13 protein-coding genes are annotated in these 12,557 nt (G+C 66.3%); 9 read left to right on the top strand and 4 right to left on the bottom strand.

Annotation, left to right across the window (positions count from 1 at the left end; translation table 11 throughout):
- Positions 1–5: 5 nt before the first annotated feature.
- Both AB4Z27_RS00065 and AB4Z27_RS00060 read right to left on the bottom strand, forming a co-directional pair.
- Positions 6–827: an alpha/beta fold hydrolase gene (locus AB4Z27_RS00065; protein ID WP_092295101.1), complete on the bottom strand. Its 822-nt coding sequence runs from the start codon at positions 825–827 to the stop codon at positions 6–8.
- A gap of 251 nt (positions 828–1,078) precedes the next feature.
- Complete coding sequence (locus AB4Z27_RS00060; RefSeq protein WP_092294830.1) at positions 1,079–1,765, bottom strand: hydrolase; 687 nt, start codon at positions 1,763–1,765, stop codon at positions 1,079–1,081.
- Positions 1,766–2,133: 368 nt separating this feature from the next.
- Between AB4Z27_RS00060 and AB4Z27_RS00055 the strand changes: the two genes are divergently transcribed.
- Positions 2,134–2,793 carry a response regulator transcription factor gene (locus AB4Z27_RS00055; protein WP_092294832.1) on the top strand — a complete coding sequence of 220 codons (660 nt, stop codon included), beginning with the start codon at positions 2,134–2,136 and terminating at the stop codon, positions 2,791–2,793.
- Between the two features lie 25 nt (positions 2,794–2,818).
- On the opposite strand, the gene AB4Z27_RS00050 is transcribed toward AB4Z27_RS00055, so the two are convergent.
- The gene (locus AB4Z27_RS00050; protein WP_255370820.1) at positions 2,819–2,941 is read right to left on the bottom strand and encodes a hypothetical protein; all 123 of its coding nucleotides are present in this window, start codon (positions 2,939–2,941) and stop codon (positions 2,819–2,821) included.
- 25 nt (positions 2,942–2,966) lie between these two features.
- Positions 2,967–3,440 (bottom strand): hypothetical protein, encoded by a 474-nt coding sequence (locus AB4Z27_RS00045; RefSeq protein WP_441643699.1) that lies wholly within the window; start codon positions 3,438–3,440, stop codon positions 2,967–2,969.
- A 368-nt stretch (positions 3,441–3,808) separates the two neighbouring features.
- Here AB4Z27_RS00045 and AB4Z27_RS00040 point away from each other — a divergent pair, with 368 nt between their 5' ends.
- From AB4Z27_RS00040 to AB4Z27_RS00005, 8 genes are all read left to right on the top strand, one after another.
- A complete protein-coding gene (locus AB4Z27_RS00040; RefSeq protein WP_092294836.1) occupies positions 3,809–4,540 on the top strand; it encodes a glutathione peroxidase in 732 nt (243 codons plus the stop codon).
- Between the two features lie 177 nt (positions 4,541–4,717).
- Entirely contained in the window at positions 4,718–6,124 is a 1,407-nt protein-coding gene (locus AB4Z27_RS00035) for a dihydrolipoyl dehydrogenase (protein ID WP_441643698.1), read from the top strand.
- Positions 6,125–6,354: 230 nt separating this feature from the next.
- Positions 6,355–7,740, top strand: coding sequence for an NAD-dependent succinate-semialdehyde dehydrogenase (locus tag AB4Z27_RS00030; RefSeq protein ID WP_441643697.1), 1,386 nt, complete (start codon positions 6,355–6,357; stop codon positions 7,738–7,740).
- Positions 7,740–8,765 (top strand): alcohol dehydrogenase, encoded by a 1,026-nt coding sequence (locus AB4Z27_RS00025; RefSeq protein ID WP_211942885.1) that lies wholly within the window; start codon positions 7,740–7,742, stop codon positions 8,763–8,765. Before AB4Z27_RS00030 ends, AB4Z27_RS00025 begins: the two co-directional genes overlap by 1 nt.
- 28 nt (positions 8,766–8,793) lie before the next feature.
- The gene (locus tag AB4Z27_RS00020; RefSeq protein WP_092294844.1) at positions 8,794–9,201 is read left to right on the top strand and encodes a GFA family protein; all 408 of its coding nucleotides are present in this window, start codon (positions 8,794–8,796) and stop codon (positions 9,199–9,201) included.
- 36 nt (positions 9,202–9,237) lie between these two features.
- Positions 9,238–9,693, top strand: coding sequence for a (2Fe-2S)-binding protein (locus AB4Z27_RS00015; RefSeq protein WP_092294846.1), 456 nt, complete (start codon positions 9,238–9,240; stop codon positions 9,691–9,693).
- 1 nt (position 9,694) lies between these two features.
- On the top strand, positions 9,695–11,911 hold the full coding sequence (locus AB4Z27_RS00010) for a molybdopterin cofactor-binding domain-containing protein (RefSeq protein WP_441643696.1): 2,217 nt from the start codon (positions 9,695–9,697) through the stop codon (positions 11,909–11,911).
- 11 nt (positions 11,912–11,922) lie between these two features.
- The coding region (locus AB4Z27_RS00005) for a c-type cytochrome (RefSeq protein ID WP_441643695.1) at positions 11,923–12,557 on the top strand (635 nt) is incomplete at its 3' end.

Raw genomic sequence — 12,557 nt, 5'->3', positions numbered from 1 at the left:
TGGGATCAGGTGTTGAGGAAGGCGAGCAGGTCGGCGTTGATCTGGTCGGCGTGGGTCACGCACATGCCGTGCGGCGCGCCGGGGTAGACCTTCAGTGTGGCGTTCTTCACGATCTTGGCGGACAGCTTGCCGGCGTTGTCGATCGGCACGATCTGGTCGTCGTCGCCGTGCATGACCAGCGTCGGCACGTCGATCTTCTTCAGGTCGTTGGTGTAGTCCACCTCCGAGAATTCCTTGATGCACGCGTACTGGCCCAGGATGCCGCCGGCCATGCCCTGCGCCCAGAAGGCGTCGATGGTGCCTTGCGAGACCTTGGCGCCCGGACGGTTGAAGCCGAAGAACGGCACGGCCAGGTCCTTGTAGAACTGCGAGCGGTTATCCGTCACGCCCTTGCGGATGCCATCGAACACGTCCATCGGCAGGCCGTTGGGGTTGTTGGCGGTCTTGACCATGATAGGCGGCACGGCGCCGATCAGCACGGCCTTGGCGACGCGCTTGGTGCCGTGGCGGCCGATGTAGTGCGTGACTTCGCCGCCACCGGTGGAGTGGCCGACCAGCGTGGCGCCCTTGATGTCGAGCGCGTCGAGCAGCGCGGCGAGATCATCGGCGTAGGTGTCCATGTTGTTGCCCTGCGACGGCTGGCCCGAGCGGCCATGGCCGCGACGGTCATGAGCGATCACGCGGAAGCCCTTTTGCACCAGGAACAGCATTTGCGCGTCCCAGGCGTCCGCGTTGAGCGGCCAGCCGTGCGAGAACACGACCGGGCGACCCGAGCCCCAGTCCTTGTAGAAGATCTGCGTGCCGTCCTTGGTGGTGATGGTGCTCATGGTGTTGCCTCCTGCMGWRTGATGGGTRGCGCCAGCCTGCGGCTTGCCGGCTGCATTGGCYTGGGTSGTGGCGGAMAGCGCGGCGACGGCGGCCACGCCGACGGTGCCGGCGCCCGAGACCAGCAGCTTGCGACGCGAGGGATTGAGCGCTTCGATTTGTTCTTGGGGTTGCATGACGGTTCTGGCGAGGAATGTGAAGGATGCGACGGAGGAGCGCCCCGCTCCCGCAGGCGGCAGCGGGGCGGCGGACATCAGCGTGCGGCGACCGGCGCCACGGACTCGTGCGGCGTGGCGGTGCGCTGGGCGGCCTTGTGGACCATCGTGTAGGCGTAGTCCACGCCCATGCCGTAGGCGCCCGAGTGCTCCTTGACGAGCTTCATCACGGCGTCATAGGAGTCGCGGTGGGCCCAGTCGCGCTGCCACTCCAGCAGCACCTGCTGCCAGGTCACCGGCACCACGCCGGCCTGCACCATGCGCTGCATGGCGTAGTCGTGGGCTTCCTTCGAGGTGCCGCCCGAGGCATCGGCGACCATGTAGATCTCGTAGTCGCCTTCCAGCATCGCGCACAGCGCGAAGGTGGTGTTGCAGACTTCGGTCCAGAGACCGGCCACGACCACCTTCTTGCGGCCGTTGGCGGCCAGGGCGTCACGCACCTTCTGGTCGTCCCACGAGTTCATCGAGGTGCGCTCGAGCGTCTTCTGGTTCGGGAACACGTCCAGGATCTCCGGGTACGTGAAGCCCGAGAACGACTCGCTTTCCACCGTCGTGATGGTGGTCGGCACGTTGAAGATCTTGGCCGCCTTGGCCAGACCCACGACGTTGTTCTTCAGCGCCTGGCGGTCCATCGACTGGACGCCGAAGGCCATCTGCGGCTGGTGGTCGATGATGATGAGCTGGCTGTTTTGCGGGGTCAGGACTTCGAGCTTCGGATTGGACATGGTATTGCTCCAGGAAACATTGGCAAGGGATTGGGGCATGCTGGTGGTAACAGCCCGGCGGAAGACTAAGCGCCTGTCCCGCTGACAGCTACTGTTCGATCGTATTAGTTTCTCGTGCGATCGGCTAAGCGGCGGTCGACACCGGGCGGCAGGAAACCCGCCACGCGCGGCCAGTCGTGTTTGCGGATGACATGGTGGCGCCTGCGCCGCGTTTGGCCAACTAACCCGATGGTATGAATGGCATGTCCGCGCTGACTATGTTGAAATGCGGGGCGCTGCGTCCGTGGTGGCCGGCGGGGCATCTCGCTGTCCTCGATATAATTCGCAGCAGATACCCGGGACCACCCCCGCGGACAGGGAGAGAAAACGTGACATCGAATAGCCTGGAGCCCGCTGACGACAGCACGCGCGACAATGCGCTGGTGCTGGTTGTCGACGACGACGCGATGCTGCGCGCGGGCCTGGGCAACCTGTTCCGCTCGGTGGGCATGGAGGTGGCGCTGTTCGCCTCGGCCGCCGAACTGCTCGAGTTCACCATTCCCGACGTGCCGTGCTGCCTCGTGCTCGATGTGCGGCTGCGCGGGCCGAGCGGGCTCGACCTCCAGACCCGGCTGGCCCAGATGGGCGTCAACATCCCCATCATCTTCATGACCGGCTACGGCGACATTGCGATGACCGTGGCGGCGATGAAGGCTGGCGCCGAGGACTTCATGGCCAAGCCGATTCGCGACCAGGATTTGCTCGACGCGGTGTCTGCCGCGCTCGACAAGGATCGTGCACGCCGCCTGGAACTGCGGCAGGCGGCGACGCTGCGCGCCAGCTACGAGGCGCTGACGCCGCGCGAGACCGAGGTCATGACGCTGGCCGTGTCCGGCCTGCTCAACAAGCAGATCGCGAGCCAGATCGGTATCAGCGAGGTCACGGTCAAGATTCATCGCGGGCAGGCCATGCGCAAGATGCGTGCGCGTACGTTCGCCGATCTCGTCCTGATGGCGCAGCAGCTCGGCATCTGCAAGCAGCGCCTCTGAAAGATATTCTCGGAAGGGGACGCGGCTAGCCCGGCCCTTGCGTGGCGGGCGGCGGCAGGCGCAAGGTCGCTTGGAACAGCGGGCGCGGCGACAGCGCGAACGTGGGCGCCGCCGTGGCCTGGGCCACCCGGGCCAGGATGCCGGACATCAGGCGTTTCTGCTGCGCGAGCGCCTCAGGCCGAACATGATTCGTGACGTGCAAAGCCATAGCGTCCTTCCTTCCCGATTGTGCTGCTGATTGTCCTGTCAGCGTCCGGCCGCGTCACGCAGCGGAATTGCGCGCTGCCTGSCGTGCGCGTGAATTGCCGGATCACGCGTTCGCACAAAAAATCCATCTTTCGGGTCTGCGMCACGCAGACGTACTGCTGCACCGACGGGTGGGCGTCCACATGGTGGCGCATCGCCTGCAGCAGGGCCTCCGAGAACTGCCAGACCATGTGCGGGCAGGGCAGGCGCCAGAAGTCCGGCAGGAACATCGTGCCGTGGTCGGCCTCCACGCGCACCACCGTGACGAAGCGGGCCGCCTGRCCTGCCGGCTCATCCGCCAAGTCCTCGGGGACATCGGCAAAGAACATCACATAGCGCAAGTCGGCGAAGCCGATGCCGACGACCTCCAGGCCATCATCCACGCGCATCGTTTCCGTCACGTGAATGTCGCCACGTCCGCCTTGCGGCGGTAGCGTGGGAAATACGCGTGTAACCAGTGCGGGGCAAATGWAGTCGTACATCGGGCAACAAAAAATGCATCACAAAAAGCGGCATACCCGCCTTTACAAGCCCGGATGCTAACTGCCGTGCAGCCCGGCGGCCCGCTTCTTTACAACATTTCACGTCAACCGGGCAGCCTTGGAAATTCCGTGCGATAGAGAAAAGCAATCGGAAAACGCCGATTGATAATAGATTGTATCAATCGCCGAGGTAGGAACGATGAATTGTACAAATCACATGGCGATCGTCAGAATCCRTCCCATCGCTACGACACGTGGCGCCAATCCAACCCAGAGGAGTCTTACCAATGCTGCAATCCCGCGAAGGCCAACGCGTTCCCCAAGTCACCTTCCGTGTACGTGAGAACAATGAATGGAAGAACGTGACCACGGCCGAACTGTTCGACGGCAAGACCGTCGTGGTCTTCTCGCTGCCCGGCGCCTTCACGCCGACCTGCTCGTCGACCCACCTGCCGCGCTACAACGAACTGGCGTCGGTGTTCGCCAAGCATGGCGTGGACGACATCCTGTGCGTGTCCGTSAACGATACCTTCGTGATGAACGAGTGGTCCAAGGACCAGGAGTCGCAGAACATCACCATGATCCCCGACGGCAACGGTGAGTTCACCGACGGCATGGGCATGCTGGTGGACAAGGCCGACCTGGGCTTTGGCAAGCGCAGCTGGCGCTATTCGATGCTGGTCAAGGACGGCGTCGTGACCAAGATGTTCATCGAGCCGGAAGAGCCGGGCGACCCGTTCAAGGTCTCGGACGCCGACACGATGCTGAACCACATCGCCCCGAACGCGAAGGGCCCGGACCAGGTCGTGGTGTTCTCGAAGGTCGGCTGCTCGTTCTGTGCCAAGGCCAAGCAGCTGCTGTCGGACAACGGTTTCGAGTACATCGACGTGCCGCTGGAAAACAAGGTGCGCGGCAAGGTGCTGGGCGCGGTGTCCGGCAACATGACCGCCCCGCAGGTGTTCATCAACGGCAAGCTGATCGGCGGCGCCGAAGCGCTCGAGCAGTACCTGACGCGCTAAGCGCATCCCCCCACGCCTCCCCTGGCCCGGCTTCCCGCCGGTGTCCGGGGGGGACATTTCCCGAAGCACGACAGTCGTCGGATCCGATGACATCGGGCGCCCAGCCTGGCGCCGGTGTCATGCCGTCCGCTGATTGAGAAAAAAAGCAGCAAACCGCTCATTACCAGGAATCGCATCATGAAGACGACCATCCAGACCGACGTAGCCGTGATTGGCGCAGGCACCGCTGGCCTCGCGGCCTACCGGGCCGCCATCGCGGCTGGCAAACGCGCCGTGATCATCGAAGGCGGCGCCTACGGCACCACCTGTGCCCGCGTGGGATGCATGCCGTCGAAACTGCTGATCGCCGCCGCCGAGGCCGCCCACGAGGCGCGCCACACCAGCGCATTCGGCGTGCATGTGGATGGCTCGGTGCGCGTCGATGGCCGCGAGGTCATGGCCCGTGTGCGCAGCGAACGCGACCGCTTCGTGGGCTTTGTGGTGCGCGGCACGGAGAGCATTCCGGCGGCGGACCGCCTGATCGGCCGCGCGCGCTTCATCGACAACACGGTGCTGGAGATCGACGACCACACCACGGTGCGCGCCAGCCGCGTGGTGATTGCCACGGGTTCGCGTCCGGCCGTGCCGCCGTCGTTCCAGGTGTTTGGCGACCGGCTGATCATCAATGACGATGTGTTCGCCTGGGACGACCTGCCCGCCAGCGTGGCGGTGTTCGGCCCCGGCGTGATCGGGCTCGAACTGGGCCAGGCGCTGTCCCGGCTGGGCGTGCGGGTGCGCGTGTTTGGCATGGGCGGCTCAGTCGGCCCGTTCACCGATCCGGCCATCCGCGCCTATGCCGCGCAGGCGTTCAACCAGGAATTCTCGCTGCAGCCCGACGCCCACGTGACCGACATGCGCCGCGAGGGTGACGAAGCGGTGATCACGTTCGAGGATGCCGATGGCCAGCCCGTGACCGAGCGCTTTGCCTACGTGCTGGCAGCCACGGGCCGCCGCCCCAACGTCGACAACCTGGCGATAGAGAATGCCGGGCTGGCGCTCGATGCGCGCGGCGTGCCGGTCTTCGACCCGCTTACGCTCCAGTGCGGTACCGCGCCGGTGTTTATTGCCGGCGACGCCAACAACGTGCTGCCGCTGTTGCACGAGGCCGCCGACGAAGGCAAGGTCGCCGGCGACAACGCCGCGCGCTGGCCCGACGTGCGCCCGCTGGCCCGCCGCGCCATGCTGGCCGTGGTGTTCTCCGATCCGCAACTGGCCATCGTCGGCAACAGCTACGCCAGCCTGGAGCCGGGCAGCTTCGTCACGGGCGAGGTCAGCTTCGAGGATCAGGGCCGCAGCCGCGTGATGCTGAAGAACAAGGGCCTGATGCACGTCTATGCGGACATCGCCACGGGCCGCTTCCTTGGTGCCGAGTGGATGGGCCCGCGTGCAGAGAACATCGCCCACCTGTTGGCGTGGTCCTGCCAGCAAGGCCTGACCATCGCCCAGATGCTGGCCATGCCGTTCTACCACCCGGTGGTGGAAGAGGGCCTGCGCACCGCGCTGCGCGACGCGGAAGCCAAGCTGGCAGATGCGACAAAAAAGTGATGAATAAGTAKCAGCAGGACTGACCAGGGTCTGGTTGGGAGGGCCGGCAGCGGTGACGCTGTCGGCCCTTTTTTTCGTTCCGGAATTGGGTCCTGGGCAGGGTTTGAAACCGTTTTCGGGACGTTGCCCATCAGACAATGTGGCAGCAGGTTGAAATTTATCGGCTGTGGTACTATTTTTATCGAAATCGTTTTCGATTCATTTTCGAAACTCTCAACAGGAGTCAGACCATGAGCTTTCGTACAGTCAATCCGGCCACGGGCGAATTCGTGAAGGAATTTCCGCTGCAAACCGATGCGCAAGTCTTCGCGGCGCTGGACACCGCGGAAAAGCGCTATCGCGAGGACTGGAAGTTCCGTTCCGTGGCCGAGCGGGCCCGCATCGTGGGCCGGGCGGCCCAGATCCTGCGCGAGAAGCGCGATGAATACGCGAAGTATCCGACCCTGGAAATGGGCAAAGTGGTCCGCTTTGGCTATATGGAGATCGATCTTGTCGCGGACATCCTGGATTACTACGCCGAGCATGGCGAACGGCTGCTCGCGGCGCAGGCATTGCCCGGCGAGCCCGGCGCCACGGTGGTGGCCGAGCCCATCGGCGTGATCCTGGCGATTGAGCCCTGGAATTTCCCTTACTACCAGCTGGTGCGCGTGGCCGCGCCGCAATTGATCGCCGGCAACGTGGTGTTGATGAAGCATGCCGAGAACGTGCCGCAGTGCGCGCTCGCCTTCGCGCGGCTGTTCGAGGAAGCCGGCGCGCCGGAGGGCGTGTACACGAACCTGTTTTGCAGCATCGACCAGATCGCCAGCCTGATCGACGATTTCCGCGTGCGCGGCGTGGCGCTTACCGGCAGCGAGCGGGCGGGCACGTCCGTGGGCGAGCGGGCGGGCCGCAATCTCAAGAAGGTGATCCTGGAACTGGGCGGCAGCGATCCGGCGCTGATCCTGGAGGGCGCGCCGCTCGATCACGCGGTGGAACAGTGCGTGATGGGCCGCACGTTCAACTCGGGGCAGGGCTGCGTCAATATCAAGCGCGTGATCGTGGTGGGCAAGACTCGGGGCGCCCAGATGCTGGCGGCGCTGAAGGAGCGGTTTGCCGCCATCAAGGTGGGCGACCCCACGGACGAGACCACGTTGCTCGGCCCCCTTGTCAGCGAACGCGCGCTGGAAGGGCTGCTCAAGCAGATCGAGGACGCCAAGGCGGCCGGCGCGACGATCGTCTACGGCGGCAAGCGTGTGGACCGCCCCGGCTTCTACCTCGAGCCGACCATTATCACCGACATCGCCGAGGACAATCCGCTGTATCAACAGGAAGCCTTCGGCCCCGTGCTGTCCTTCTATGTGGTGGATAGCGAGGAAGCGGCTATCGCCCTGGCCAACGACTCCAAGTACGGCCTGGGCGCCTTTGTCTTCGACGCCGATATCGAGCATGCGAAGCAGGTGGCGTCCCGCATCGAGTCGGGCATGGTCTACATCAACTCGTGCTTCGTCGACTCCCCGGGCCTGCCGTTCGGTGGCGTCAAGAACTCGGGCTTTGGCCGTGAACTGTCCGAACAGGGCATTGGCGAGTTCCTCAACCGCAAGCTGATCCGCATCGCCGCCGCCGCCGGGAGCCAATGATGCGAACCATGCGCGCGGTGCAGGTGGCGCAGGCAGGCGGCCCGCTGGAGCTGGTGGATCGCGAGATCCCGGAGCCGCCCGCGGGGCATGTGCGGATCAAGGTGCAGGCCTGTGGCATCTGTCACAGCGACTCGCATACGCTGGATGGCTCGTGGCCGGGGATTCAGTATCCGCGTGTGCCGGGCCATGAGATTGCGGGCGTGATCGACGAGATCGGCGCTGGCGTGCAAGGCTGGCAGCCCGGGCAGCGGGTGGGCGTGGGCTGGCACGGTGGCCACTGCGGGCACTGTGACAACTGCCGGCATGGCGACTTCGTGCGCTGTGACAACCTGCGCGTGCCTGGCATCAGCTACGACGGTGGATATGCGGAGTACATGGTGGCGCCGCAGGAGGCGCTCGCCCGCATGCCGGACGCGCTTGCGGACGTCGATGCCGCGCCGCTGCTCTGCGCGGGCCTGACTACCTTCAACGCGCTGCGCCACAGCGGTGCGCGCGCCGGGGACGTGGTGGCCATCCTGGGCGTGGGCGGCCTCGGCCATATCGGCGTGCAGTTCGCGCGGCAGATGGGCTTCGTCACCGTAGCCATCGCGCTGGGGCAGGACAAGGCGACGCTGGTGTGCGACCTCGGCGCGCATCACTACATCGACGCCGCCACGCAGGATGTTGCCGAAGCGCTGCAGGCGCTCGGTGGCGCGCGCGTGATCCTGGCGACCGCGAACAGCGGCAAGGCGATGAGCGGCGCGCTCGGCGGGCTGGGCATGAACGGCAGGATGGTCATGCTCGGCTGGACCGAGGAGCCCATCGCCGTCTCGGCCACGCAGTTCATCATGCGCCGCAATGCCGTGGAAGGCTGGCCATCGGGCACGGCCGCGCAATCGCAGGAGACGCTGGCCTTCAGCGCGCTGTCCGGCGTGCGGCCGATGATCGAGCAGTACCCGCTGTCCCGCGCGGCGGAAGCCTACGAACGCATGAAGAGCGGAAAGGCCCGCTTCAAGATCGTGCTGACGCCAGACCCGTCACACTGATCCAACCTATCAACAGGGAATCCCAATCATGAAGGAAAGACAAGGCGGCTGCCTGTGCGGAGCCGTGCGTTACGTGATGAAGGGCGAGCCGGAGACGGCGGCCATCTGCCATTGCCGGCACTGCCAGAAACAGAGCGCCAGCCTGTTCTCGTTCAACCTCTTCGTGAAGGAGGCCAACTTCACGCAGCACGGCGAGACCAGGGTGTTCGAGGACCGGGGCGACAGCGGGCATCCCTCGTATCGCCATTTCTGCGGTAGTTGCGGGTCGCCCATCCTCACCCGGGTGTCGACGATGCCCGGCGTGGTGCTGGTGAAGGCAGGCACGCTGGACAGCCTGGCCGGCATCCAGCCGCCCGGCCTTGAGATCTATACCGATCGCGCGCCGTACTGGCTCGCGCCGGTGGACGGCACGCAGCGCTTCGCGCTCAGCCCCTGAGCGCTGGCGCATCCCCCCTAAACCGGAGCGGCACACATGGTAAGACTGGATATCAACGGCCGGCAGCACACGATCGATGCGCCGCCCGACATGCCCCTGCTGTGGGCGATTCGTGACCTCGTCGGCCTGACGGGCACCAAGTTCGGCTGCGGCATCGCCCAGTGCGGCGCGTGCACCGTCCACCTCGATGGCGTGGCGGTGCGGGCCTGCGTGATGCCGGTCTCGGCCGTTGGCGAGCGCAAGATCACCACGATCGAGGGCGTTAGCGCGACGCCGGCCGGCCAGCGCGTGCAGGCCGCGTGGCGCGCGCTCGATGTCGTGCAGTGCGGCTACTGCCAGTCGGGCCAGGTGATGTCGGCGGCGGCGCTGATCGCCAGCAATCCGAAGCCGAGCGACGCCGATATCGATGCCGCGATGGCAGGCAATATCTGCCGCTGCGGCACGTACAACCGCATCCGCGCCGCCGTCAGGCAGGCCGCGAAGGAAGCCTGACATGCATGGCGATGCACAGGAGACGGACGTCTCGCGCCGAGGCTTCCTCAAGTTCGCCGCGATGGTCGGCGCTGCCGGCGGCGGTGGCCTGCTGTTCGGCTTCAGCGTGCCGGCGCGCAGCCAGGGCGAAGGGCGCCGGTCGGTCATCGGCGGGGATGGCGTGGAGACGCCGCAGCCGGGCGTGTTCGCGCCCAACGCGTTCATCCAGATCGCGCGCAGCGGGCAGGTCACGCTGATCATGCCGAAGGTGGAGATGGGGCAGGGCGTCTATACGTCGATTCCCATGCTGTTGGCGGAGGAGCTGGAAGTGCCGCTGGAGCGCATCACGCTCGTCCATGCGCCGCCCGATGGCAAGCTGTTCAACGACCCGCTGCTGGGCGAGCAACTGACCGGCGCCTCGACCTCGATCCGCTACGCGTGGGAGCCGATGCGCAAGGCCGGCGCCAGCGCGCGGACGCTACTCGTCACGGCTGCCGCGCGGCGCTGGAAGGTCGATCCATCGACCTGTATCGCGCAGGCGGGCCGGGTAACGCATCCGCCCAGCCGCCGCAGCATCGGCTATGGCGAGCTGGTAGACGACGCGGCGAAGCTGCCGCCGCCGCAGGACGTCCGGCTCAAGGCGCCGAAGGATTTCCGGCTGATCGGCACGCGGGTGAAGCGGCTCGACTCCCCGGAGAAGGTCGACGGCACCGCCATGTTCGGCCTGGACGTGCGGCTGCCGGGCATGGTCTATGCGGCGATTGCCACGTGCCCGGTGTTCGGCGGCACGCTGGCCAGCGTCGATGACACGCACGCCCGCAAGATGCCCGGGGTGCAGCAGGTGGTCCGCTTCGACAACGGTGTGGCCGTGATCGGCGCCCACACCTGGGCGGCAAAGCGCGGGCTGCAGGCGCTGGTGATTCGCTGGAACGAAGGGCCGGRCGCCAAGGTATCGACGGAGACGATCGTCGCCGACCTCGTCAAGGCCTCGCGCCGCAGCGGCGCCGTGGCGCGCCGGGAAGGCGATGTCGACAAGGCATTCGCCAAGGCCCGCACGCGCATCGATGCGGTCTTYCAGCAGCCGTTCCTCGCGCACGCGACCATGGAGCCGGTGAACTGCACCGTGCATGTGCGCCCGGATGGCTGCGAAGTCTGGACCGGCACGCAGGTGCCCGGGCGCGTGGTCGATGCGGCCGCCAGGGTCACCGGACTGCCGCCCGGCAAGATCACCGTGCACAACTACCTGCTCGGCGGCGGCTTCGGCCGGCGGCTGGAAATCGACATGGTCACGCAGGCCGTGAAGATCGCCCGGCAACTGCGCGTGCCGGTGAAGGTGGTGTGGACGCGCGAGGAAGACATCCAGCACGACATGTACCGCCCGTACTACTACGACCGGATTTCCKCCGGGCTGGACGAYAGCGGCAAGCCGCTGGCCTGGCAGCACCGCATTGTCGGCTCCTCGATCATGGCCCGCTACGCGCCGGCCGCGATGATGCCGAATGGCGTCGATCCCGATGCCGTGGCGGTGGCGGCGGAATTGCCCTACGACCTGCCCAACCAGCTGGTTGACTACGTGCGCCAGGAGCCGCGGGACGTGCCAACGGCCTTCTGGCGCGGCGTCGGGCCCACGCGCGGCGCCTTTGTGGTCGAGAGCTTTATCGACATGCTGGCGCAAGCCGCCAAGGTGGACCCGGTGGCGTACCGGCGGGATCTGCTGCGCAAGTCCCCGCGCGCGTTGTATGTGCTGAACGAGGCGGTGCGGGCCTCCGGATGGAAGCCGGGCGTGTCCCAGGGCAATGGCCGGGGCAGCGGCGTCTCCGTGATGCATGCGTTCGACAGCTTTTTCGCGATGGTCGTCGATGTGACCGTGCAGAACGGCGAGGTGCGCGTGAACCGCGTCACCTGCGTGGTCGACTGCGGCATGGCGGTCAACCCGGACACGATCGAGGCGCAGATGCAGGGCGGCATCATCTTTGGCCTGACGGCGGCGCTCTACAGCCAGATCACGATCCGGGCGGGCCGSGTCGAGCAGAGCAACTTCAACGACTACCGGATGCTGCGCATCAACGAGACACCGGAGATCGACGTCCATATCGTCAAGAGCAGCGAGGCGCCGGGCGGCATCGGCGAGCCGGGAACGTCCGCGCTCCAGCCCGCGCTGGCCAACGCCATCCACGCGGCCACGGGCCGGCGGCTGCACACCCTGCCGGTGGGCGATCAACTGAAGGCGCGCACGTGAGCACAGAAACGATGAACAAGCTGAAATCCACGGGTGCGCTGCTCGGCACCGCGCTGCTGGCGTTCGGGGCGGCGCCCGCACAGGCCGCCACGGCGGTGGACCAGGCGCTGGTCGCGCGCGGCGAGTATCTGGCCAGGCTCGGCGACTGCGTGGCCTGCCACTCGGCGCCGGGCGGCAAGCCCTTCGCGGGCGGGCTGYCGATGACGACGCCGCTGGGCCGCATCTACACCACCAATATCACGCCCGATCCGGCCACCGGCATCGGCGGCTATACGCAGGCGGCGTTCAACCGTGCCATGCGCGAAGGCGTGGCGAAGGACGGCCACAACCTGTATCCGGCCATGCCGTATCCGTCCTACGCCAAGGTCAACGATGCCGACCTGACCGCGCTCTACGCGTATTTCATGCATGGTGTGCCGGCGGTGCGGCAGGCCAACCGGGCGTCCGACATCCGCTGGCCGATGAATATGCGCTGGCCGCTCAAGCTCTGGAACCTCGTCTTCCTCGAAAAGGCCGTCTATAAGGAAARGCCCGGCCAGGGCGCCGCGTGGAACCGCGGCGCCTATCTGGTGCAGGGGCTGGGGCATTGCGGCTCCTGCCACACGCCGCGTGGCGTCGGCTTCCAGGAGAAGGCGCTGGACGAGGG

Source organism: Cupriavidus sp. KB_39 (genome assembly GCF_052114485.1).
Lineage (GTDB): Bacteria > Pseudomonadota > Gammaproteobacteria > Burkholderiales > Burkholderiaceae > Cupriavidus.
Note: the sequence above shows the minus strand (reverse complement) of the source record. Positions and strands in the feature narration are given on the sequence as shown.

What these genes read in the sequence shown, in the direction of transcription:
- AB4Z27_RS00065 (WP_092295101.1), bottom strand. Translation starts at nt 827, where the DNA reads ATGAGCACCATCACCACCAAGGACGGCACGCAGATCTTCTACAAGGAC.
- AB4Z27_RS00060 (WP_092294830.1), bottom strand. Translation starts at nt 1,765, where the DNA reads ATGTCCAATCCGAAGCTCGAAGTCCTGACCCCGCAAAACAGCCAGCTC.
- AB4Z27_RS00050 (WP_255370820.1), bottom strand. Translation starts at nt 2,941, where the DNA reads ATGTCCGGCATCCTGGCCCGGGTGGCCCAGGCCACGGCGGCGCCCACG.
- AB4Z27_RS00035 (WP_441643698.1), top strand. Translation starts at nt 4,718, where the DNA reads ATGAAGACGACCATCCAGACCGACGTAGCCGTGATTGGCGCAGGCACC.
- AB4Z27_RS00030 (WP_441643697.1), top strand. Translation starts at nt 6,355, where the DNA reads ATGAGCTTTCGTACAGTCAATCCGGCCACGGGCGAATTCGTGAAGGAA.
- AB4Z27_RS00025 (WP_211942885.1), top strand. Translation starts at nt 7,740, where the DNA reads ATGCGAACCATGCGCGCGGTGCAGGTGGCGCAGGCAGGCGGCCCGCTG.
- AB4Z27_RS00020 (WP_092294844.1), top strand. Translation starts at nt 8,794, where the DNA reads ATGAAGGAAAGACAAGGCGGCTGCCTGTGCGGAGCCGTGCGTTACGTG.
- AB4Z27_RS00015 (WP_092294846.1), top strand. Translation starts at nt 9,238, where the DNA reads ATGGTAAGACTGGATATCAACGGCCGGCAGCACACGATCGATGCGCCG.